18 protein-coding genes are annotated in these 21205 nt (G+C 74.4%); 9 read left to right on the top strand and 9 right to left on the bottom strand.

What is annotated here, in order from left to right; all coding sequences use genetic code 11:
- Positions 1–2118: a glycogen debranching protein GlgX gene (gene glgX / locus DER29_RS15035; RefSeq protein WP_121397906.1), complete on the bottom strand. Its 2118-nt coding sequence runs from the start codon at positions 2116–2118 to the stop codon at positions 1–3.
- A gap of 299 nt (positions 2119–2417) precedes the next feature.
- Here glgX and DER29_RS15030 point away from each other — a divergent pair, with 299 nt between their 5' ends.
- The 4 genes from DER29_RS15030 (at position 2418) to DER29_RS15015 (ending at position 7852) form a co-directional block, all read left to right on the top strand.
- Entirely contained in the window at positions 2418–3080 is a 663-nt protein-coding gene (locus DER29_RS15030; RefSeq protein WP_199729305.1) for a response regulator transcription factor, read from the top strand.
- 163 nt (positions 3081–3243) lie between these two features.
- Positions 3244–5364 (top strand): M14 family metallocarboxypeptidase, encoded by a 2121-nt coding sequence (locus DER29_RS15025; protein WP_233599806.1) that lies wholly within the window; start codon positions 3244–3246, stop codon positions 5362–5364.
- A gap of 86 nt (positions 5365–5450) precedes the next feature.
- Positions 5451–6125 carry a fasciclin domain-containing protein gene (locus tag DER29_RS15020; protein ID WP_121397905.1) on the top strand — a complete coding sequence of 225 codons (675 nt, stop codon included), beginning with the start codon at positions 5451–5453 and terminating at the stop codon, positions 6123–6125.
- 335 nt (positions 6126–6460) lie between these two features.
- Positions 6461–7852 (top strand): glycosyltransferase family 4 protein, encoded by a 1392-nt coding sequence (locus DER29_RS15015; protein WP_121397904.1) that lies wholly within the window; start codon positions 6461–6463, stop codon positions 7850–7852.
- Positions 7853–7931: 79 nt separating this feature from the next.
- On the opposite strand, the gene DER29_RS15010 is transcribed toward DER29_RS15015, so the two are convergent.
- From DER29_RS15010 to DER29_RS34600, 4 genes are all read right to left on the bottom strand, one after another.
- Complete coding sequence (locus tag DER29_RS15010; protein WP_121397903.1) at positions 7932–9215, bottom strand: citrate synthase; 1284 nt, start codon at positions 9213–9215, stop codon at positions 7932–7934.
- Positions 9216–9789: 574 nt separating this feature from the next.
- Entirely contained in the window at positions 9790–11832 is a 2043-nt protein-coding gene (locus DER29_RS15005) for a sulfatase-like hydrolase/transferase (protein ID WP_121399237.1), read from the bottom strand.
- Between the two features lie 52 nt (positions 11833–11884).
- A complete protein-coding gene (locus DER29_RS15000) occupies positions 11885–13309 on the bottom strand; it encodes a class I SAM-dependent methyltransferase (protein ID WP_121397902.1) in 1425 nt (474 codons plus the stop codon).
- A gap of 9 nt (positions 13310–13318) precedes the next feature.
- A complete protein-coding gene (locus tag DER29_RS34600; RefSeq protein ID WP_165947858.1) occupies positions 13319–13468 on the bottom strand; it encodes a hypothetical protein in 150 nt (49 codons plus the stop codon).
- A gap of 190 nt (positions 13469–13658) precedes the next feature.
- Here DER29_RS34600 and DER29_RS14995 point away from each other — a divergent pair, with 190 nt between their 5' ends.
- Positions 13659–14054, top strand: coding sequence for a VOC family protein (locus tag DER29_RS14995; protein ID WP_121399236.1), 396 nt, complete (start codon positions 13659–13661; stop codon positions 14052–14054).
- Between the two features lie 23 nt (positions 14055–14077).
- Here DER29_RS14995 and DER29_RS14990 read toward each other — a convergent pair whose 3' ends face one another.
- On the bottom strand, positions 14078–14764 hold the full coding sequence (locus tag DER29_RS14990; RefSeq protein WP_121397901.1) for a helix-turn-helix transcriptional regulator: 687 nt from the start codon (positions 14762–14764) through the stop codon (positions 14078–14080).
- Between the two features lie 37 nt (positions 14765–14801).
- Between DER29_RS14990 and DER29_RS14985 the strand changes: the two genes are divergently transcribed.
- Positions 14802–15656 (top strand): arginase family protein, encoded by an 855-nt coding sequence (locus DER29_RS14985; RefSeq protein WP_121397900.1) that lies wholly within the window; start codon positions 14802–14804, stop codon positions 15654–15656.
- 14 nt (positions 15657–15670) lie between these two features.
- Here DER29_RS14985 and DER29_RS14980 read toward each other — a convergent pair whose 3' ends face one another.
- The 3 genes from DER29_RS14980 to DER29_RS14970 all read right to left on the bottom strand — a co-directional run bounded on the left by DER29_RS14980 (position 15671) and on the right by DER29_RS14970 (position 18251).
- Complete coding sequence (locus DER29_RS14980; RefSeq protein ID WP_233600064.1) at positions 15671–17107, bottom strand: cell wall metabolism sensor histidine kinase WalK; 1437 nt, start codon at positions 17105–17107, stop codon at positions 15671–15673.
- Positions 17108–17135: 28 nt separating this feature from the next.
- Entirely contained in the window at positions 17136–17882 is a 747-nt protein-coding gene (locus DER29_RS14975; protein ID WP_121397898.1) for a response regulator transcription factor, read from the bottom strand.
- 135 nt (positions 17883–18017) lie between these two features.
- On the bottom strand, positions 18018–18251 hold the full coding sequence (locus DER29_RS14970; protein ID WP_121397897.1) for a hypothetical protein: 234 nt from the start codon (positions 18249–18251) through the stop codon (positions 18018–18020).
- 172 nt (positions 18252–18423) lie between these two features.
- Here DER29_RS14970 and DER29_RS14965 point away from each other — a divergent pair, with 172 nt between their 5' ends.
- The 3 genes from DER29_RS14965 (at position 18424) to DER29_RS14955 (ending at position 21203) form a co-directional block, all read left to right on the top strand.
- Positions 18424–19371: a serine/threonine-protein kinase gene (locus DER29_RS14965; RefSeq protein ID WP_121397896.1), complete on the top strand. Its 948-nt coding sequence runs from the start codon at positions 18424–18426 to the stop codon at positions 19369–19371.
- Between the two features lie 134 nt (positions 19372–19505).
- Positions 19506–19934, top strand: a complete 429-nt coding sequence (locus tag DER29_RS14960; RefSeq protein WP_121397895.1) for an OsmC family protein — start codon at positions 19506–19508, stop codon at positions 19932–19934.
- Positions 19935–20354: 420 nt separating this feature from the next.
- Positions 20355–21203: a hypothetical protein gene (locus DER29_RS14955; RefSeq protein WP_199729303.1), complete on the top strand. Its 849-nt coding sequence runs from the start codon at positions 20355–20357 to the stop codon at positions 21201–21203.
- Positions 21204–21205: the final 2 nt, after the last annotated feature.

Genomic DNA, 21205 nt, shown 5'->3' with positions numbered 1-21205 from the left:
TCAGGCCTTCCTCTCCAGCACCACGACGCACCGGTCGGGCACGCAGAGGGTGCCGCCCGCCTCGACCACCGTGGTCTTCTCCGGTTCCGGTTCCGCGGTGCTGATCACCAGTTCCCAGCGCTGCCCGAACTCGGGGCCGGGCACGGTGAAGTCCAGCGGGGCGTCGTGGGCGTTGAAGCAGAGCAGGAAGGAGGCGTCCAGGTGGCGCTGGCCGTACGGGCCGCGCTCGCGGATGCCCTCGCCGTTGACGAAGAGCGCGACGGCGCGGCCGAAGTCGTTGCCCCAGTCCTCGCCGGTCATCTCCCGCCCGTCGGGGGTGTACCAGGCCAGGTCCGGCAGGGGCTCGTCGACCAGCCGGGAGCGCACCGGCAGGCCGGTGAAGAAGCGCCGCCGGCGGAACACCTGGTGGCGGCGGCGGAAGTCGACCAGCTTGCGGGTGAACTCCAGCAGGTCGGTGTCGGCGTCGTCCCAGTCGACCCAGGCCAGCTCGCTGTCCTGGCAGTAGGCGTTGTTGTTGCCGCGCTGGGTGCGGCCCAGCTCGTCGCCGTGGCCGATCATCGGCACGCCCTGCGACAGCACCAGGGTGGCCAGGAAGTTGCGCCGCTGTCGGGCCCGCAGGGCGCGTACGGCCTCGTCGTCGGTGTCGCCCTCGACGCCGCAGTTCCAGGACCGGTTGTGGCTCTCGCCGTCGCGGTTGGACTCCCCGTTGGCCTCGTTGTGCTTGTCGTTGTACGACACCAGGTCACGCAGGGTGAAGCCGTCGTGGCAGGTGACGAAGTTGATGCTGTGGAACGGACGGCGCCCGTCGTCCTGGTAGAGGTCGGCGGAGCCGGAGATGCGGGAGGCGAACTCGGCGAGGGTGGCCGGCTCGCCGCGCCAGAAGTCGCGCACGGTGTCGCGGTACTTGCCGTTCCACTCGGTCCACACCGGCGGGAAGTTGCCCACCTGGTAGCCGCCCGGCCCGACGTCCCACGGCTCGGCGATCAGCTTGACCTGGCTGACCACCGGGTCCTGCTGCACCACCTCGAAGAAGGTGGAGAGGCGGTCGACCTCGTAGAACTCCCGGGCGAGGGTGGCGGCGAGGTCGAAGCGGAACCCGTCGACGTGCATCTCGGTCACCCAGTACCGCAGCGAGTCCATGATCAGCTGGAGCGAGTGGGGGCTGCGGACGTTGAGGCTGTTGCCGGTGCCGGTGTAGTCGACGTAGTAGCGGCGGTCGTCCTCGCTGAGCCGGTAGTAGCTGGCGTTGTCGACGCCCTTGAAGCTCAGCGTCGGGCCGAGGTGGTTGCCCTCGGCGGTGTGGTTGTAGACCACGTCGAGGATGACCTCGATGCCGGCGGCGTGCAGCGCCTTGACCATGCCCCGGAACTCCTGCACCTGCTGGCCGAGGTGCCCGAGCGCCGAGTAGCCGTGGTGCGGGGCGAAGAAGCCGATGGTGTTGTAGCCCCAGTAGTTGCGCAGCCCCAGGTCGGTCAGCCGGTGGTCGTGCACGAACTGGTGCACCGGCATCAGCTCGATGGCGGTCACGCCGAGCTTCGTCAGGTGCTCGATCATCGGCGGGGAGGCGAGGCCCGCGTACGTGCCGCGCAGCTCGTCGGGGATGTCCGGGTGGCGCATCGTCAGGCCGCGCACGTGCGCCTCGTAGATCACCGAGTGGTGGTAGGGGATGCGGGGCGGGGAGTCGTTGCCCCAGTCGAAGTACGGGTTGACCACCACGGACTTCGGCATGAACGGCGCCGAGTCGGTGGTGTTCATCCGCTCCGGGTCGCCGTGCTCGTAGTCGTAGACGGCCGGGTCCCAGCGCACGTCGCCGTCGACCGCCTTGGCGTACGGGTCGAGCAGCAGCTTGGCCGGGTTGCAGCGCAGCCCGTTCGCCGGGTCGTAGGGCCCGTGCACGCGGTAGCCGTAGCGCTGCCCCGGCTCGATGCCGGGGATGTACGCGTGCCAGACGTACGCGTCGACCTCACGCAGCTCGACCCGCCGCTCCGCGCCGGTGTCCCACTCGTCGAACAGGCACAGCTCGATCCGCTCGGCCACCTCCGAGAAGATGGCGAAGTTGGTGCCCATCCCGTCATAGGTGGCCCCCAGGGGGTACCGCTCACCCGGCCAGACCTGCATGTCGCTCCCTATGCGCAAGATCATGAGCGCGCACCGCACCATGAGCGCACCACACGGCGGGGCCGGTGGCGCGCGTGCGGGTATTGCCCCGCGCGTTCCGCCGTCAATCCACCCGATCGGTGGATGCCCGGAACACCCCCGACTGGTAGCCGCCGGAGGGTTCGGCGGCCCCCGTCACCGAGGCCCCGCTGTCGGGTCCGGATCGGATCATGCTGCGGTCACGATCTTGCGTCCGCACTGGTCAAGTCGATGATCGTCGGCAAGACTCGCATGATCCGGCGGCGACGAGGTCCGGGGGGATGTGCGTGCGGGTACTCCTGGTCGAAGACGACCTACGCGTGGCGTCTGCCCTCGGCAAGGCGCTGCGCCGCCGGGGGCACGAGGTGGTGTCGGCGCTGACGGCCGCCGAGGCGGTCCGGGCCGGCGCCGTCGACCTGGTCCTGCTGGACCTCAACCTGCCCGACGGCGACGGCCTGGAGGTGTGCCGGCGGCTGCGGCAGGCCGACGAGGACGTCGCCATCATCGCGGTCACCGCCCGCGCCGAGGAGCACGACCGGGTGGCCGGCCTGCGGGCCGGCGCCGACGACTACGTCGTCAAGCCGTTCTCGATGGTGGAGTTGCAGGCCCGCATCGAGGCGGTGATGCGGCGTACCGCCCGCAGCGTCCGGAGCACGAGCGAGCTGCGGGTCGGCAGGCTGCGCATCGACGTGCACGCCCGGCAGGTCTGGCTGGGCGAGCGGGAGGTCGGGCTGGCCCGCAAGGAGTTCGACCTGCTGGTGGCGCTGGCCCGGCAGGCCGGCACGGTGGTGCCCCGGGACCGGTTGCAGCTGGACGTCTGGCAGACCACCTGGGGCACCCGGCACAACCTCGACGTCCACGTCGCGGCCCTGCGGGGCAAGCTCGACGACGCCGGCCTGGTCGAGACCGTGCGCGGCGTCGGCTACCGGCTGCGCGCGGGCTGACGACGGTCGGTGCACGGCCGGGACGACCGGCGTGCCGGCCGAGGTCCGGTGACCGGCCCGCAAATCTCAGGTGATCCTCAAGAATCGCAGGTTGTGCGCCTACGGTGGGCCGACTGCGGGTGTGCTGGGCGCACCCAGCCATCCCTCCTGTTTGGAGATCCCTTTGAGATACAGACGGACAACGGCCGGTGTGTTCTCCGCGCTGGTCGCCGCCGCCCTCGTGGCGACGGCGGTGCCCGCGCAGGCGCAGGGGCGGCCGAGCGCGGCCCTGCAGCAGGCGGAGCCGAACCAGGTGCAGGGCCTCACGGTCGTGCAGGGTGACGGGTACGCCACGCTGGCGTGGACCCGGGTGGAAGGGGCCACCGACTACCAGATCGAGCGGACCCCGCTCGCCGCGGACGGCACGCCCGGCACTCCGGTGATCGCCGGCGTGTGGCGCCCGAACCGGCAGGTCAACAACGACGAGCCGACCTTCGCCGACGCCGGCTTCGCCCCGGGCAACGGCTTCCAGTGGCGGGTGCGGGCCCGGTTCGGCACCGAGGCCCAGCCCTACTCGGCGCCGGTCAGCGGCACCACCCGCGGCCACTGGGGCGACCCGGGCACCCCGGGTGAGAACCTGCGCACCCAGTGGGAGGAGACGCTGGGCGCGCAGTACACCAGCGACGTCAACGAGTACGCGTACACCGCCGCGCTCGACGGGGCCAGCGACCGGGTCCGCGTCGTCGAGATCGGCCGTACCGTGCTGAACCGGCCGATCAACATGCTGGTCATCGGCTACCCCCGGCCGGCGGCGACGCCGGAGGCGGTGGCCGCGACCAACCCGCTGATGGTCAACTGCAACGTGCACGGCAACGAGCCGGGCGACCGCGAGGCCTGCCTGATCATGGCCCGGCAGCTCGCCTTCACCAAGGACGCCAGGACCCTCGACCTGCTGTCGAAGACCACCATGCTGATCGTCCCGACGCTCAACGGCGACGGCCGGGCGGCCAACACCCGGGGCAACTCCACCGGTCAGGACCTCAACCGGGACCACTCGCTGATCCGCCAGCCGGAGACCCACGCGCTGGCCGGGATGGTCCGCGACTACCGGCCGATCGCCGGTTACGACGGCCACGAGTACGGCAACACCAACACCGGTGACCTGCCGATGCTGCCGCCGCGGCACCAGAACGTGGCGCAGGGCATCTTCGACGAGTCACAGAAGATGATCGAGGGGCACATGTACTCGCAGGGCGCCCGGGACGGCTGGTGGGCCTGCCCGTACGGGTGCACCGCCGGAGCCACCGTGGGCCTGAGCGAGGAGACCATCCTGCGCAACACCCTCGGCCTGAAGAACGTGGTCAACTCCCTGCTGGAGCTGCGCAGCTCCGGCGGCCCGACGCGACCCGACGAGTCCAACACCGCCAACAACCGCCGGCGCAAGACCTACTCCGCGCTGTGGACGTTCACCGAGTTCCTGCGCTACCACGGCGCCAGCGTCCAGGCCATCACGAAGGCCCGCGCCGAGGCGATCACGTCGCAGTCCGCCAACGAGGGACGGATCGTGTTCCGGGGCTCCCGCAAGATCGAGGCGTACCCGGCCCCGCACCCGGGTGAGGCCCCGCCGCCCGCGGACGCCCCCACCCCGGAGCGGATCCTCGAACAGCCGCCGTGCGCCTACCGGCTGACCGAGCAGCAGTACCACGGCGAGCGCACCGACGGCCCGACCGGCCAGCGCACCACCGTCGCCCAGCGGCTCGCCGCCCACGGCTGGAAGGTGATCAAGGTCGGCGACAGCTACCTGGTGCCGCTGTCCCAGCCGCAGCGGGGCCTGATCCCGCTGCTGCTCGACGAGCAGGCCGTCGAGGGCCTGGTCGCCGGCGAGCGGGTCGCCCCCACCCTGACCGGCACCCGCAACGGCCCGCTGGTCGTCTCCGGCGTCGCCTGCCTGGACGGGGCCACCGTCCGGGGACCGGTCCAGGTGCGCCCCGGCGCCGCGCTGATCGTCAACGGCAGCTCGATCAACGGTCCCGTCGACGCCACCGGCGCCGCCGGGTTCGTCCTGACCGACAGCAGGGTCAACGGCCCGGTGCGCGCCACCGGCACCCAGGGCCCGGTCGTCCTGGTCGGCAACCAGGTGACCGGCCCGGTCGGCGTGGTCGGCAGCGGGGTCGTGGCCCCGCTGGTGGCCGGCAACACCGTCAACGGTCCGCTGACCTGCACCGGCAACTCCCCGGCGCCGACGAACATGGAGGTCGCCAACTCCGTGAGTGGTCCGAAGTTCAGCCAGTGCGCCCAGCTGTGACCTGCTGAGTCCGCCCGAGGTGCCGGCAGGTCGGCCCACCGCCGACCTGCCGGCGCCTCCCGTACCGGTTCTGGAGTGGAGAGAGCGTGTCCGAGACCCTCATCCCCGGCCCCGCGTCCCGGGCCACCTGCCGCCGGCGGGCGGTGGCCGGGACGGCCCTGGCCCTCCTGGTCACGGTGACCGGATGCACCGGCTCGCCGGTGCGGTCCGCCGCGGCGGAGGGCACCGGCGACAGCACACCGGTCGCGGTCACCGGACCGCTGTGCGACGTGCTGCCCTCGGGGACCGAGCCGGGTAGCCCGGGCTCGCTGGTGGACCGGTCCCCCGCCCAGGCCCTGACCTGGATTCCCGTGCTCACCACGTTCGAGGCGGCGGTGCGGGCCACCGGGATGGCCGAGGAGTTGTCCGCCGCCGGCGGGCTCACGATCCTCGCCCCGACCGACGACGCCTTCCGGGCCAAGTTCTCCACCGCCAACGTGGACCAACTGCTGCTCAAGGACACCGCGACGCTGCGCGGGCTGCTCAGGGAGCACCTGGTCGCCGGGGCTCGCCCGGTGGCCGACCTGGCCTCCGCCGGCACCGTCACCACCCTGGCGGGCACCACCCTCGCCGTCACCCCGGCCGGGTCGGGGGCCCGGCTGGCCGACCGGGCCGAGACGGTCTGCGCCGACTACCGGGCGACCGGCGCCCGGATCCACGTGATCGACAAGGTGCTCGGCGGCCTGCCGGACACCGCCCACGAGGAGGAGCACCACCACTGAGTGGCCCGACGACGCCGGCCGCCGACCCGTTTCGCGGGGTCGGCGGCCGGCGTCCTTCGTGGCGCTCGCCGAACGGGTGCGCGAGGCGAACCAGGTCCGGCCGTTTTCGCCCGATCAGACGATGACCGGAATCCACCCGACTGACACGACCCGAGACTTTCGGGTGTCCTCCGTCACCTTGGCCCCTTTCGAGATGCGGGATCGGTCGGGATGCCTTTTGCTTGTTCGCGGGGCGCGCCCGCGCGCCCCCGCCCGGCCCCTCGGCCATCCCTCAGCACTGTTCCGCCGCCACCGCTGCCGGCGCGTTCTTCCACCATGCACGGACGGAGATCGATGTGACGACCCTGCGGGTCGGCGAGCAGCCCACCAGCATCCCGGGCCGGGTCCACCGGCCCACCCTCACCTCCCGGCCCCAGGTTCCGGCGCATTCCGGGACGACGGGCACGCCCCCGCAGACCCGCCGCATCCTCATGCTCTCCTGGGAGTACCCGCCGGTCCTGGTCGGCGGCCTCGGCCGGCACGTGCACGCCCTCTCGGTCGCCCTCGCCGCCGGGCACGAGGTCACCGTCGTCACCCGACACACCGACGGCGCACCCCTGGAGGAGTACGCCGACGGCGTCCGCATCGTCCGCGCCGCCGAGGACCCCGTCACCTTCCCCCTGGCCACCTCCTCCCTGCTGGCCTGGACCATGGCGTTCAACCACACCCTCACCCGCGCCGCGCTGCGCGCCACCGAGGCCGGCACCTACGACGTCATCCACGCCCACGACTGGCTCGTCGCCCACACCGCCATGACCCTGCGCGAGCACCTCGACATCCCGCTGGTCAGCACGATCCACGCCACCGAGGCCGGCCGGCACCAGGGCTGGCTGCCCGAGGAGATGAACCGCACCATCCACGGCGTGGAGCACTGGCTGGCCGGCGAGTCGGGCCGGGTGATCGTCTGCTCCGGCTACATGCGCGACGAGGTGACCGGGCTGTTCGGCGTACCGGCCGGCCGGGTCGACGTGGTGCCCAACGGCGTGGAGCCGCACCGCTGGCGGGTCCCGGCCGCCGCGGTGGCGCAGGCCCGCGCCCGCTTCGCCGGGGACGGGCCACTGGTCACCTTCGCCGGCCGGCTGGTCTACGAGAAGGGCGTGCAGCACCTGATCGCCGGGCTGCCCCGGCTGCGCGAGCGGCACCCCGGGCTGCGCGCGGTCATCGTCGGCGACGGGCCGTACCGCGGCGAACTGGAGGCCGAGGTGCACCGCCTGGGCCTCGGCGGCACGGTCAGCCTCCCCGGCTTCCTCGGCGGCACCGACCTGCCCGCCGTGATGGCCGCGTCGGACTGCTTCGCCGTGCCGAGCATCTACGAGCCGTTCGGCATGGTGGCCCTGGAGGGCGCCGCCGCCGGCGCGCCCCTGGCCGTCGCCGCGACCGGCGGGCTCGCCGAGATCGTCGAGCCCGGGGTGACCGGGATGACCTTCCGGCCGCACGACCCGGACGGGCTGACCGAGGCCGTCGACGCGCTGCTGTCGGACCGGGAGCGGGCCCGCCAGCTCGCCCGCCGGGCCCGCGTCATGGTGCACGAGCGGTACGGCTGGTCGGCCATCGCACAGCGCACGGCCGCCGCCTACGCCGCGGCGATCGCCACCGCCGGGTCGTTCGCCGCCGAGCGGGTGACCCGGGGTCGCGCCGTGCCGTCGATCGCCGAGGGCAACCTGCTGGCCGCCGCCGGCCTGCGCTGACGGGCGCCGGGAGCACGACACGACGAAGGCCGCCGACCCGGTGCGGGTCGGCGGCCTTCGTCGTCGGTACGGCCGGAGCTCAGCGCTCCGAGAACGGGGCGTACGCCCGCTCGGGGGCACCGGTGTAGATCTGGCGCGGGCGGCCGATCTTGGTCTCCGGGTCGTTGATCATCTCGCGCCACTGCGCGATCCAGCCGGGGAGCCGGCCCAGCGCGAAGAGCACCGTGAACATCTTGGTCGGGAAGCCCATGGCCTTGTAGATCAGGCCGGTGTAGAAGTCCACGTTCGGGTAGAGCTTGCGGGAGACGAAGAACTCGTCGGCGAGGGCGATCTCCTCCAGCTGCATGGCGATGTCCAGCAGCGGGTCGGGCTTGGCCATCCGGCCGAGCACGTCCTGGGCCGCCTTCTTCACGATCGCCGCGCGCGGGTCGTAGTTCTTGTAGACCCGGTGGCCGAAGCCCATCAGCTTCACGCCGTCCTGCTTGTCCTTCACCTTGCGCACGAAGGACCCGACGTCGCCGCCGTCGGCCTGGATCTGCTCCAGCATCTCCAGCACGGCCTGGTTGGCGCCGCCGTGCAGCGGGCCGAAGAGCGCGTTCACGCCCGCCGAGACCGAGGCGAAGAGGTTGGCGTTGCTGGAGCCGACCAGCCGCACGGTCGACGTGGAGCAGTTCTGCTCGTGGTCGGCGTGCAGGATGAACAGCATGTCCAGCACCTTGGCCATCACCGGGTCGACCTCGTACGGCTCCGCCGGCACGCCGAAGGTCATCCGCAGGAAGTTCTCCACGTAGCCCAGCGAGTTGTCCGGGTACAGCAGCGGCTGGCCGATCGACTTCTTGTAGGCGTACGAGGCGATGGTGGGCACCTTCGCCATCAGGCGCACCGTGGACATCTCGACGTGCCTGGAGTCGAACGGGTCCAGGCTGTCCTGGTAGAAGGTGGAGATGGCGCTGACGGCCGACGAGAGCACGGCCATCGGGTGCGCGTCGCGCGGGAAGCCGTCGAAGAAGCGGCGCATCTCCTCGTGCAGCAGCGAGTGCCGACGGATCCGCTCGGTGAACTCGGTCAACTGCTGCTGGGTCGGCAGCTCACCGTAGATCAGCAGGTAGGAGACCTCCAGGAACGAGGACTTCTCCGCGAGCTGCTCGATCGGGTACCCACGGTAACGCAGGATCCCCGCGTCGCCGTCGATGTAGGTGATGTCGGACGAGCAGGCCGCGGTGTTGACGAAACCGGGGTCGTACGTCGTCATCCCGGTTTCCTTCAGCAGCTTGCCCACCCCGATGCCGGCGGGGCCCTCGACCGCGGATTGCACCGGCATCGAAAGCTGCCCACCGGGGTGATCGAGCTTGACTTCCGTCATGGTTCCCTCGCTTCGCCGGCAGATCTGCGTTGAATTGCCTTCGCTTTTACCGTAATCACGGTCGAGGAGATACCGCCTGTCGTGGTTCGACGGTGAGGCATGCGTCACCCGTTTCCCGACCAGGGAGCCGGGAAACCCGCGCAATCCGGACGCGCCGGCGCCGACGAGGCATGGGAACGCTACCGTCCCCGCCCCGGCGCCCGCCCACGCTCCGCCGCCCCCCGCCCCCCGGCCCCCGTTCCCCGGCCCGCCCCCGCGTGGCCTCGCGTGGCCTCGCGCGCCCCCGCCCGGCCCTCGCCCAGCCCTCGCGCGGCCCCTCGCGCGGCCCCTCGCGCGGTCCCTCGGCGGTGATCATGAGGTTTGCGTCCTGGGTAAGCGCGTTCCCAGACGCAAACCTCATGATCACCAGCACCCGGGGACGGCGCCGAGCGCCCCGGGCCGGGGCCGAGGGCGGGGGCCGAGGGCGGGGGCCGGGGGGCCGGGGGCCCGAGGGCGGAGGGCGGAGGCCGGGGGCGGGGGCGGGGCCCGGAACGGCGGCGAGCGCCCCGGGGCCGGGTGAGGGGTGAGCGGCGGGTCAGGTGAGGGTCAGGTGGAGGAGGGTGTTGTCGGTGGTGATGCGGTAGACGGTGAGGCGGTTGGCGCCGGCGTGGAAGAGCCGGTCGTCGGCGAGCAGGGCGGCGAACCGGCGTCCGCCGGCGTCGCGGGGCACCACCGGGACGACCGCGCCGACCCGGCCGTTGACGGCGATCGCCAGCCGTGTGCCGTCGGGTACGTCGTCCGGCACGTCGCCCCAGACGGCGGCTGGCAGCCGCCCGGTGTCCGGGTCCACGGCGTCGAACGCGGCCAGGTCGGCGACGCGGATGGTGCCGCCGGTCGGACGGGCGCCGACGGCGGTGCCCACCAGCGGATGGGGCGCGGGCGGCGCGATCGGGGCCGGCACGCCGCCCGTGATGGGGGTCGGCTGGCCGGGGCGGTCGTAGAAGACCTTGCCCGCCTCGGTACGCGGGGCCTGCCGGGCGGACCGGCCGTCGACGGGCCAGGGGAGCCGGATGGCCGCCTCGTCGGCGATGGTGGGCAGCAGGTCGACGTGCTGCCAGTTCCGGTCGTCGATCCGCCCGGCGCGCTGGCCCGGTGTCTTGACGAACGTGGGCACCCAGGCGACCTCGCCGGGGGCGGTCCGGATGGCGCCCATGCCCCGGCCCTGGGCGCCGGGGGTGAAGCTGACGCCGTGGTCGGCGGTGACCACCAGCAGCGCCTGGTCGTAGAGGCCGGTGGAGCGCAGGGTACGCAGGGTCTCGCCGATCAGCCGGTCGGTGTAGCCGAGCTGCGCCAGGTGCCGCCGGCGGGCCAGTTCCGCCCAGCCGTCGCCGTCGTTCGGCAGGTCCGCCGGGGCGTCGTAGCGCGCCCCCGACGGCAGGTACGCCCACGGCGAGTGCGGCATCAGCAGGTGCAGGAAGTGCAGGGTGGGCCGGGGCGCCGGCCGGAGCCCGGCGAGGAAGCTGGTGAACCGGGCCGGCTGGTTGTCGTCGAGGCTGTCCCAGCGGAACTTCGGGTCCGCCGGCACCGGCTCGGCGGCGTCGATGCCCGCCTCCGCGCGGGTCTGCTCGCGGTACGAGTCCTCCGGGTCGACGCGGCTGTCGACCGGGGCGGTGACCTGGCGCAGCAGCCCGCCGGCCTGGCGGATCAGCACGCCCATCCCCTGCTCGGGGCTGACCGGCTGCTCGCAGCGGCTGGGTGGGCAGAGCCGGGTGATGCTCTCCTCGGCGCGGACGTCGTACAGGCCGCCGAGGGCGGTGAAGAGGTTGTCCGGGTACTGCGAGTAGTGCGGCGCCGCCTCGCGCTGCGGGTACCGGCCGGTGAGCATGGCCGGCAGCGCGTAGGGCGTCCAGCCGCTGACGCCGGTGGCGTTGCGGTACCAGGTGGAGCCGCCGGCCAGCTCCGCGAAGTGCGGGAACCGGGCGGCGTCGACGCGCCCGTCCGGGCCGAGCAGGGACACCAGGGGCAGCTCGTCGAGGACCAGCACGACCACCGGCGGATGGTTGCCGGGCCCGGCCACCCCGGCGGCGCCGCCCTCGCCCCGGGGCAGCACCACCGTGGAGGTGGGCGAGGCGAACACGAACAGCCCCACGAACAGCAGCGGCCCGACCGCGGCCAGCCGCAGCACCCGCCCGGGCGCGCGCCACCGCCGGTGTGCGGCGGCCCCGGCGGCCCCGGCCACCGCGGCGAGCAGCAGCAGCGGTACGCCCCGCAGCGGCGTACCGTGCCGGCCGACCTGCACGGCCAGCGCGGCGAGCAGCAGGCCCACCAGCAGGGTGTGCGTGGCGGAGCGGGCGGCGCGTCCGGCCAGGCGGGACAGCGCGCCGGGCAGCGCGAGGGCGGCGGTGGGCACCAGCGCGACCAACGCCACCAGCAGCATGATCTCGCGGCGGTCCGCCCGGTGGAACAGGAAGAAGTCGGGACTGCGCCCGAGGACGTCCAGCAGCGGCTGGGTGACCACGAGCCCGACCAGCCCCGCCACCTCGGCCAGCCGGCCCAGCTCCGTACGCCAGCCGCCCGGCCGGCCACCGGAAGCCCGGTCGCCCGACGGCCGGCCACCGGAGGCCCGATCGCCGGACAGCGGGTCGCCCGGCGGCCGGTCGCCGCACGCGCGGTCCGGCGCGGGCGCCGGCTCAGCCACCCACGACCGCCGTGTAGAGCGTCCGGGTGCCCGAGGGCAGGTCGAGTCGCCGCGCGATCCGGCAGCGCGCGGCGAGCAGCCGCTCGAACTCGGCCGGCCGGTAGTCCGGGAAGAGTCCCTCGGGCTTGTTGGCCAGCAGCCGTCGGGCCATCGGGTCCTCGGGGTGGACGAACTCCACCACCACCCGGGCACCGGGGGCGGCGAGCCCGACGAGCCAGTCCAGCACCTCGGGCAGCGGCACGTTGCGCCCGATCGCCAGGTGGTGCACCACGGCCAGGGCGAGGACCGCGTCCGCCTCGACCCGGTCCGCGAACGAGGCCCGCTCGACGCCGCGCCAGCCGCCGCCCGGCGACGGGTCGGCGAGGTCCATCACCAGGGGCAGGATCCGCCGCTCCCCGGCCGCGCGCAGATCCCGGTAGAGCCCGTCCACCACGCCGGGGTCCTGCTCGACCGCGACGACGTAGTCGGCGTGCCGGGCGGCGAGGCGGGCGTACCGCCCGTCGTTGGCGCCGAGGTCCAGCGCCAGGCGGGGCCGCGCCCCGTCGGCCAGCGCCTCGGCGACGAAGCGTTCCTTCGCGGCCCGGTCTTCGGCGGTGTACGCGCAGGTGCGCTGGTAGTCGACCCAGTGGCTGGCCGCCGGGCGGGGCTCCAGCCGCCGGACGAGCTTCTCGATCCCGCGTACGGTGGCCAGCGCCAGCTCCCGGGAGTAGCCGGCGGCCCGCAACTGGGACCGGACGTCGGCGGTGCTGGCCCGGGCGTTGCGCCGCTGCATGGAGTCGTGCAGGTGCACGTGGGTGGGCACGCCGGGCAGCAGCCGCCGGACGCCGCCGAACAGCCGGCGCATCTGGTCGGGCTCGATGCCGTCGACCCGCGCGCGCAGCCAGGGCTGGAAGTCCAGCCCGAGGTGGGCGCCGATCAGCAGCGGGTAGAGCAGCGTCTGGCAGAACTGCCGGTAGCCGGCCCAGGGCTCCCCGTCGCGTGCCGGGGTGAACGAGCCGACGTCGATGAACACCGGTTCCGCACCCCGCCACTGGAGGTTGTAGGCCGAGCCGTCCTTCGTGGTGAACCCGGCCGGCAGGGCCGCCCGCAGGATCTCCAGGTGCAGCAGCGCCGCGTCGCGCAGCATGGTGAACGACCACTCGTACGGGTGGGAGACGAACGGGATGCGCTCGTGGCGGAGGACGGCGGCCCACCGGTCGGCCGACGGCACGGCCGGCGACTCGACCGCCTCGGTGCCGCACACCTTGCCGGCGGCGAGCAGCGGCGGGAAGAACTCGGTGGCGGTCAGCGCCCGCCACTCCCCGGCGGCCTGCGCGTCCAGCCCGCGCAGCACGTCGCCGTCGAGGTGGAAGACCCGGTTGGCGGGGTCGCGGAAGGAGCCGGGCTCGGCGCGCAGGCCGGTGCGGGAGTTCGCCATCGGCCGGGGTCAGCGCTGGTCGGTGGGCTGGCGGCGGAACCGGTCGACCAGTCGCCGCCAGTAGAGCTTGGCCGCCACCGCGGCGCCGGCCACCCCGCCGACCACCGCCTGCACGATCAGGCTGCCGGACCCCGCGTCCAGGTAGGCCAGGTGTTCCACCGACCGCTCCTTCCGTCGCGTCTCGAGATCGGCGTACGCGGACAGCCCCCCTGAGGGATTTGCCCGGAAAGCCGGACTTGTCTGACACGCTACGCCGATCGTCCCGGTCGTGAAGGGCACACCCGGCACTCCGCCCGGTTGTCCGTTTCGTTCAAGACGAGCACCGGGGGACGTCCCTACGGTGATGGCCATGGCACCGACACTCGACCTCATCGGCATGGTCACCAGTGACCTGCCCCGTTCCCTCGCCTTCTACCGGCGGCTCGGCCTCGACATCCCCGCCGACGCCGACACCGCGCCGCACGTGGAGGTCACCCTGCCCGGGGGCCTGCGGCTGGCCTGGGACACCGCCGACACCGTCCGCGCGTTCGACCCCGACTGGAAGCCCGGGGGCGGCGGCGGGGCCAGCCTCGCCTTCCGGTGCGCAGACCCGGCCGAGGTGGACCGGCTCTACGCGGAGTTGGTCGCGGAGGGCCACGAGGGTCACCTGCCCCCGTGGGACGCCTACTGGGGCCAGCGGTACGCGGTGGTGCTCGACCCCGACGGCAACGGCGTGGACCTGTTCGCTCCCCTCCCGCGGGGATGAACGGGCCCGCCCGCGCGGCCGGCTCAACGGGGCAGCAGGGCGGTGGGTGGCACCCCGGCCAGGTCCCGCACGTCACGGGTCAGGTGGGCCTGGTCGGCGTAACCGCAGCGGACCGCCACCTCGGCCAGCGGGGTGCCGGCGCGGGCCAGCGCCAGCGCGCGCCGCATCCGCAGGATCCGGGCCAGGGTCTTCGGGCCGTACCCGAACAGGTGTCGACACCGACGGTGCAGGGTGCGCGGATCGAGGCCGGTACCGGCGGCGGTCTCGGTCACGCTGGCGCCGGCGGCCAGCGCGGCGGCGATCCGAGCCCCGATCGGATCGGGCCCGCCGACCGCCCGCAGCCGCCGCACGACGACCTCCGTCAGCACCTCGGCCGGGGCCGCCTCCGCCCGCTCGGCCAGCCGGGCGACGTCCCGGTCGCCCCACAGCTCGGCCAGGGGAACCCGCCGGTCGCGCAGCTCGACGGCCGGTACGTCGAGCACCGCCGGGCCGGTCCCCGGCGGCAGCCGCAGCCCCACCCAGCGCTGCGCCGGCCCGCCGCCGCTGAGGTGCGCGGTGCGGTCCGGACCGGCCACCGTCAGCCCCGAGCGGCTCGACCAGAGCAGGTCGAGGCAGCCGTCGGGGAGCACCCTGGTCGGCGCGGCGCCCGCCGTCGTGGCGCTGGTCCAGAGCACCGCGCCGGCGAACCCGGCCGGACGTTCCCGGTACATGCCGCCCAGCCTGCCACGACCGGGCTAGCCTCCGGGTGTGCGATGGTCGGTGCTGGACGCTCCCCTCGACTCCTCCGGACGCGGCCGGGGCGAGCACCGCGCGCCTGCGGCGCTGCGGGCCGCCGGGCTGCTGGGCCGGGTGGGCGCGGCCGACGCCGGCGCGGCCGACGCCCTGATCACCGACCCGGTACGGGACCCGGAGACCGGGGTGATCGGCGTCGACCAGGTGCGCCGCGCCGGCCGGGCGATCGCCGCCCGCACCACGACGCTGATCGGCGCGGGACGGCACCCGCTGGTGCTCGGGGGCGACTGCGCGATCCTGCCCGGCATCCTGCAGGGGCTGCCCTCCGGCTTCGACCTGTGGTTCCTCGACGCCCACCTCGACTTCGAGGACGGTCGCACCTCGCCCACCGGCGAGGGGGCGGACATGGACCTGTCGATCGTCACCGACCACGGTCCGGCGGGGGTCCTCGACCGCGAGGGGCCGCTGGTCGACCCCGACCAGGTGTACCTGCTCGGTCACCGGCCGCTCGACCGGGCCGCGACGGACGGGAAGGAGGCCTCCCGGGTCGACCCCGCCGTCCACCTGGTGCCGGCCACCCGGCTGCGGGGCGCCGACGCGGCGGCGGTGGGCCGGGATCTCGCCGTCGGTACGACGCCGGCCTGGCTGCACCTCGACCTCGACGTGCTCGACCCGCTCGTGCTCCCGGCGGTCAGCTACCCCGAGCCGGACGGGCTGGACTGGGCCGACCTCGTCGCGCTGGCCCGCCCACTGGTGTGCTCGGGTCGGCTGATCGGGATGAGCGTCACCGACTTCAACGCCGACGAGGACCCGGACGGGCGGCACGCGGAGCGGATCGGGCAGACCCTCGCCGAGCTGCTGGCCGACTGACCGACGCCGCGCGCTCAGGCGTCGGTGGTGGCGCCCGGCAGCCGGACGGTGAACACGGTCCGGCCGGGCCGGCTGTCCAGCTCGACCGTGCCGCGGTGGGCCTCCACCACGGCGGCCACGATCGCCAGGCCCAGACCGGTGCTGCCGTGCGCCCGGGACCGGGAGCTGTCACCCCGGGAGAAGCGCTCGAACACCTCGGCCCGCAGCGCCGGCGGCACGCCGGGCCCGTCGTCGGCGACGCCGAGCACGGCGACGTCGCCGGTGACCCCCAGGGTGGTGGTGACCGTGGTGCCGGGCGGGGTGTGCACCCGGGCGTTGGCCAGCAGGTTCGCCAGCACCTGGTGCAGCCGGGCCGGGTCGCCGGGGACGCGGACCACGGTGTCCGACAGGTCGAGCCGCCACCGGTGCTCCGGCCCCGCCACGTGCGCGTCGCCGACCGCGTCCACCGCCAGCGCGGACAGGTCCACCGGCTCGACCACGAGCGGCCGGCCCGAGTCGAGCCGGGCGAGCAGCAGCAGGTCGTCGACGAGGCGGGTCATCCGGGTGCTCTCGGACTCGACCCGGCGCAACGCGTGGGCCACGTCGGGCGGCACCTCGTCCCGGCCGCGCCGGGCGACCTCGGCGTAGCCCCGGATGGCCGCCAGCGGCGTACGCAGCTCGTGGCTGGCGTCGGCGACGAACTGGCGTACCCGGGTCTCGGTGGCCTGGCGGGCGGCGAGCGCGGCGCCGACGTGCCCCAGCATCCGGTTCAGCGCCGCGCCCACCTGCCCGACCTCGGTACGCGGGTCGGTGTCGGCGGCCGGGACCCGCACCGACAGCGCGACCTCGCCGCGGTCCAGGGGCAGCTCGCTGACCCGGCCGGCGGTGGTGGCGACCCGGCGCAGCGGGCGCAGGGTCGCCCGCACGATCAGGGCACCGGCCCCACCGGCGACGAGCAGCCCTGCGGTCGCCACGCCGGCCTGCGCGGCGACCAGCCACCAGACGGTCTCCGACACGCCCGACAGCGGCAGGCCGAGCACCCGCACGGTCCCGCCCGGAAGCTGGCGCGCCACCACCCGGTAGTCGCCGCGCTCCCCCAGCTCGCGGGTGCGGGGTCGGCCGTCCGTGGGCAGGTCGGCGAGGCCGGCCAGGTCCTCGGCGGGGACGGCGCGTTCCTGCCGGTCGGCCAGGGTCCAGGCCCGGACCACCCGGCCGTCGGCCAGCTCGGCGGCGACGGTCCCCGGCGGAAGGCCCCGGGGGATGCGCGCGTCCGGCCCGCCGGGTGGCACCTCGAAGGGCGACGGCGCCCCCCGACCGGGACCGGCCCGCATCGGCGTCAGCTGGTCGTCGACCCGGTCGATCAGGAACTGCCGCAGCGCGACCGTGGTGATGCCGCCGATGGCGACGCTGACCAGGGCCAGCAGACCGACCAGGATGACCACCAGGCGGGTCAGCAGCGACACCCCGGCCAGCCGGCGGCGGAGCCGGCCGGCGGCCCGCTCACTCCGCCGGCCGGAGGACATACCCCGCGCCGCGCAGCGTGTGGATCATCGGCTTCCGGCCCGCGTCGATCTTCTTCCGCAGGTACGAGATGTACAGCTCCACCACGTTGGCCTGGCCGCCGAAGTCGTAGTTCCAGACCCGGTCGAGGATCTGCGCCTTGCTGAGCACCCGGCGCGGGTTGCGCATGAGGTAACGCAGCAGCTCGAACTCGGTGACGGTGAGGGTGATGGGGCAGCCGTCGCGGCGCACCTCGTGGCTGTCCTCGTCGAGGCTGAGGTCGCCGACGGTGAGCACGGCGTCGGGGCGGGCGGCGACGGCGAAGCCCGAGCGGCGCAGCAGCGCCCGCAGCCGGGCGATCACCTCCTCCAGGCTGAACGGCTTGGTGACGTAGTCGTCGCCGCCGACGGTCAGCCCGGCGATCCGCTCCTCCACCGCGTCGCGGGCGGTCAGGAAGAGCACCGGCACCGTCGGGGCCTGCTCACGCAGCCGGCGCAGCACCTGGAAGCCGTCCAGGTCGGGCAGCATCACGTCGAGCACCACGGCGTCCGGCCGGAACTGCCGCGCCGCGCTCAGCGCCGACGTGCCGTCGCCCGCCGTACGCACCTGCCAGCCCTCGTAGCGCAACGCCATCGACAGCAGGTCGGCCAAGGTCGGCTCGTCGTCGACCACCAGCACCCGCACCGGCTCCCCGTCGGGGCGGCGCAGCTCGACCCGGCCCGCCCCGGCCCGCCCGTCCGTCACCATGGCCCCCATCGTGCGCCGGGCCGCTGTGCCCGGCTTGTGCGCCACCTGTGCCCCCGCTGTGCGTCGGCCGCCCCGTCCACCGTCGGGCGGCCGACCGCCCCGGTGGGCGCTCGGACCGACGTGCGACGGACGGTCTCACTCGGTCATGCCCACCGGGTAGGTGTGCACGAAGCGCATCGTCCAGGTGCCGCCGCCGGTGGGACGCTCGCGCCGGTAGAGGTGGTCCGGTCCGCCGCCCGTGGCCGGCCCGACGCCGTCGGGGTGGCGCAGGATCCAGTGCGCCGGCGGGGAGCCGTCCGGCTCGGCGGGCACCGCCCGGACCAGGTCGTGGGCCGGGCCGCCGACGAAGCGTACGGTCACCTCGCTCATCCGCGCGCCCGCCTTCCCGCAGTGCCGCCCCGACAGCGGCCCCGGCTCGCAAGCTACCGCAGCAGCGGGCGGCCCCGCCCGGATCCGGCAGCGGTTTGCCCTGATCGGAGCCCGGGTACCGCAGCATCGGGCGCCCGTCGAGGGACGGGCCAGGAGGCGCAGGGAGCGGTCGATGAGAACGCTGGACGGGCGGTACCGGCTCGAACAGCGCATCGGCATCGGCGGCATGTCGGAGGTCTGGCGGGCCCACGACGCGGTGCTGGACCGACCGGTCGCGGTGAAGGTGATGTCCCCCGGGCAGGAGGGTGAGGACACCTCTGTGGAGCGCATCCGCGCGGAGGCCCGCTCCGCCGCCCGGCTGGTGCACCCGAACGTGGCCTTCGTGCACGACTTCGGCACCTGCGGGACGGGCCCCGAGGGGCAGGTGCCCTACATCGTCATGGAGTTGGCCGAGGGCGAGACGCTGGCCGCGCACCTGCGGGCCGGACCATTGGACTGGCGCATCGCCGTACGCGTCTGCGCCGAGGTGAGCGCCGCGCTGGCCGCGGCCCACGCGCACGGCATCGTGCACCGCGACGTCAAGCCGGCGAACGTGATCCTGACCCCGGCCGGCGTGAAGGTGCTCGACTTCGGCATCGCCACCCCGTCCGGCACCCCGGACCGGTCACCGGAGGGGATGGTGGTCGGCACGCCGGCCTACCTCGCGCCGGAGCAGCTGGAGCGGGCGCCCGCCACACCGGCCGCCGACATGTACGCCCTCGGCGTCCTGCTCTACTACTGCCTGACCGGGCGGCTGCCGTACCAGGCGGGCACCACGACCCAACTGCTCGGCGCGCGCCGGCGGCAACCGCCGAGGCCGCTACCGGAGATCGAGGGGCTGCCGCCGGAGGTGGCCGACCTGTGCGCGAGCTGCCTCGCCGACGACCCGGCCGACCGACCGTCCAGCCTGATGGCGGCCCTGTTGCTGGCCGAGGCGGTGGACGCCCGGGTGTACGTGCCGCTGGGGCAGCCCACGGCGCCCCGGCAGCGCGTCGGGTCGATGTCGCCGTGGACCGAGCGGGCGGCGGCCGAGGTGACCGAGGCGGCCCCCCTTCCCGACTGGTCCACCCAGGCCGGCTGAGCCTCCTCCCGCGCCCCGGCACGCCGGCGTCGTGGCCGCTCCCGTCCGGCGTCCTCGGGCCCTCCCACCCGTCGCCTGCGGTTTCACCGCCCGGGGGCCGGGTAGCCGGGCGGGTGAGCGACGGGAGGAACGCGATGCCGGAATCGAGCTCCTGGCTGAACGAGACGGCCACCGCGACCGCCGAGGGCGGCCACGTACGCACCGACGACGGGAGCCTGTCCACGCCCCTGGCGTCCCCACTGGCACCGCACTGCTCGGGACTGACCCCGGAGCAGCTGCTCGCCGCCGCCTTCGCGTCCTGCCTGCACCACGCGGCGGTGGAGGCGGCGGGCGAGATCACCGACGAGGCGCACACCGTGCAGGTACGCGCGGAGGCGAAGCTCGGGCGCGACGACGACGGCCGGTACCGGGCCGACGTGCACGCCTCCATCTCGTCGGCGGGACTGAGCCGGCAACAGCTGGCCGAGCTGGTCGAGCACGCGGACCGGCTGTGGCCCTTCTCCAGCGGCGACGGCAGCCGGCACCGGCTCACCGTCACCCCGGCGGAGAACGGCCGGCACTGACCGCCCGCCACGCGGGTCCGGCACCGACCGGCCGCCGGGTGGGCCCGTCACTGGTCAACTGTGAGGGCCCGGCACCGACCGCCCCTCCGTGGCGGGCCCAGTGGCGGGACGGGACTCCGTCACCGTCGCGGGTGGCACGACCCGCGCGTTCGCCTCCGGGCCGACGGGCGGTCGTCCGGGCGGTCCGAAGCGGCCTCCACCGTTCGGTGGAGGCTCGGCTCGGCTCGCACGCGCCGGCGCAAGATCGGTTCCCCGCCCGGTTAGGCACTCCTTATCGCATATATGCGAAAGAATAGACACGATGAGATCGCGGCATTGATGGCCCGTCGGGCGTAATCGCCCCGCAGATCGGCGCAAATTGTGGCGCATGCCACCAACCAGGCCGATGGCAAGACGGGCTCGCCTTTCTAGCCTCGGCGGGTGCACCCCGACGACCCCCTCGACCAGACGCTGTCCCAGGATCGGCCGGCCGCCCGCCCGGACGACCCCGCCTCGACCAAACGGACGATCGGCCGTCATCGCGCTGCGGAGCGGCAGCGTCGCGGCGGCCGGGCCCTGCTCGCCTCGACCCCCGTCCGGGTCGCGCTCGCCACCGGTGTGACCTGCTGCCTCGGCGTGGCCGCGTTCGCCTCCACGCGCGAGGACGCCGACGCCGCGCGGGAACCCGTGGCCGAGGCGCTGGCCGAGCGGGCCGTCGACGACGACCGCGCCTCACGGTCCCTGGACCGGGCCGTCTCCCCCTCGCCCTCGCCCTCGCTCAGTCCCAGCCCGACGCCGAAGCCGGCCCCCTCGGCCACCCGCAAGGCCCCGCGCAAGCCGGCCCCGCCGCCCCGCCCACGCCCGGTCGCCGGGCTCACCCAGGCGCAGATGGACAACGCCAAGGTCATCGTCGACGTGGGCGCCGAGCTGAAGATGCCCCGCCGCGCCATGGTGGTCGCCGTGGCGACCGCGATGCAGGAGAGCCGGCTCTACAACCTCGCCAGCGACGTGCTTCCGGAGTCCAGCCGGTACCCGCACCAGGGCAGCGGCTCCGACCACGACTCCGTGGGCCTGTTCCAGCAGCGCCCGAGCAGCGGCTGGGGCACCGTACGCGAGCTGATGCGCCCGTCGTACGCCGCGCGGGCCTTCTACCTGGCGCTGCGGGACGTCCCGGGCTGGCAGCAGATGAGCGTTGCCGGCGCCGCCCAGGCCGTGCAGATCTCGGCCTTCCCCGACGCGTACGCCCAGCACGAGCAGCTGGCCACGACGGTCGTCGCCGCGCTGACCTGACG

Origin of the sequence: Micromonospora sp. M71_S20 (genome assembly GCF_003664255.1) — a bacterium.
Classification (GTDB): Bacteria; Actinomycetota; Actinomycetes; order Mycobacteriales; family Micromonosporaceae; genus Micromonospora.
Note: the sequence above shows the minus strand (reverse complement) of the source record. Positions and strands in the feature narration are given on the sequence as shown.

Excerpts from the sequence above, each read along its gene's own strand:
- glgX (WP_121397906.1), bottom strand. The coding sequence starts at position 2,118 with ATGCAGGTCTGGCCGGGTGAGCGGTACCCCCTGGGGGCCACCTATGAC.
- DER29_RS15030 (WP_199729305.1), top strand. The coding sequence starts at position 2,418 with ATGTGCGTGCGGGTACTCCTGGTCGAAGACGACCTACGCGTGGCGTCT.
- DER29_RS15010 (WP_121397903.1), bottom strand. The coding sequence starts at position 9,215 with ATGACGGAAGTCAAGCTCGATCACCCCGGTGGGCAGCTTTCGATGCCG.
- DER29_RS15000 (WP_121397902.1), bottom strand. The coding sequence starts at position 13,309 with ATGGCGAACTCCCGCACCGGCCTGCGCGCCGAGCCCGGCTCCTTCCGC.
- DER29_RS14995 (WP_121399236.1), top strand. The coding sequence starts at position 13,659 with ATGGCACCGACACTCGACCTCATCGGCATGGTCACCAGTGACCTGCCC.
- DER29_RS14990 (WP_121397901.1), bottom strand. The coding sequence starts at position 14,764 with ATGTACCGGGAACGTCCGGCCGGGTTCGCCGGCGCGGTGCTCTGGACC.
- DER29_RS14975 (WP_121397898.1), bottom strand. The coding sequence starts at position 17,882 with ATGGTGACGGACGGGCGGGCCGGGGCGGGCCGGGTCGAGCTGCGCCGC.
- DER29_RS14970 (WP_121397897.1), bottom strand. The coding sequence starts at position 18,251 with ATGAGCGAGGTGACCGTACGCTTCGTCGGCGGCCCGGCCCACGACCTG.
- DER29_RS14965 (WP_121397896.1), top strand. The coding sequence starts at position 18,424 with ATGAGAACGCTGGACGGGCGGTACCGGCTCGAACAGCGCATCGGCATC.
- DER29_RS14960 (WP_121397895.1), top strand. The coding sequence starts at position 19,506 with ATGCCGGAATCGAGCTCCTGGCTGAACGAGACGGCCACCGCGACCGCC.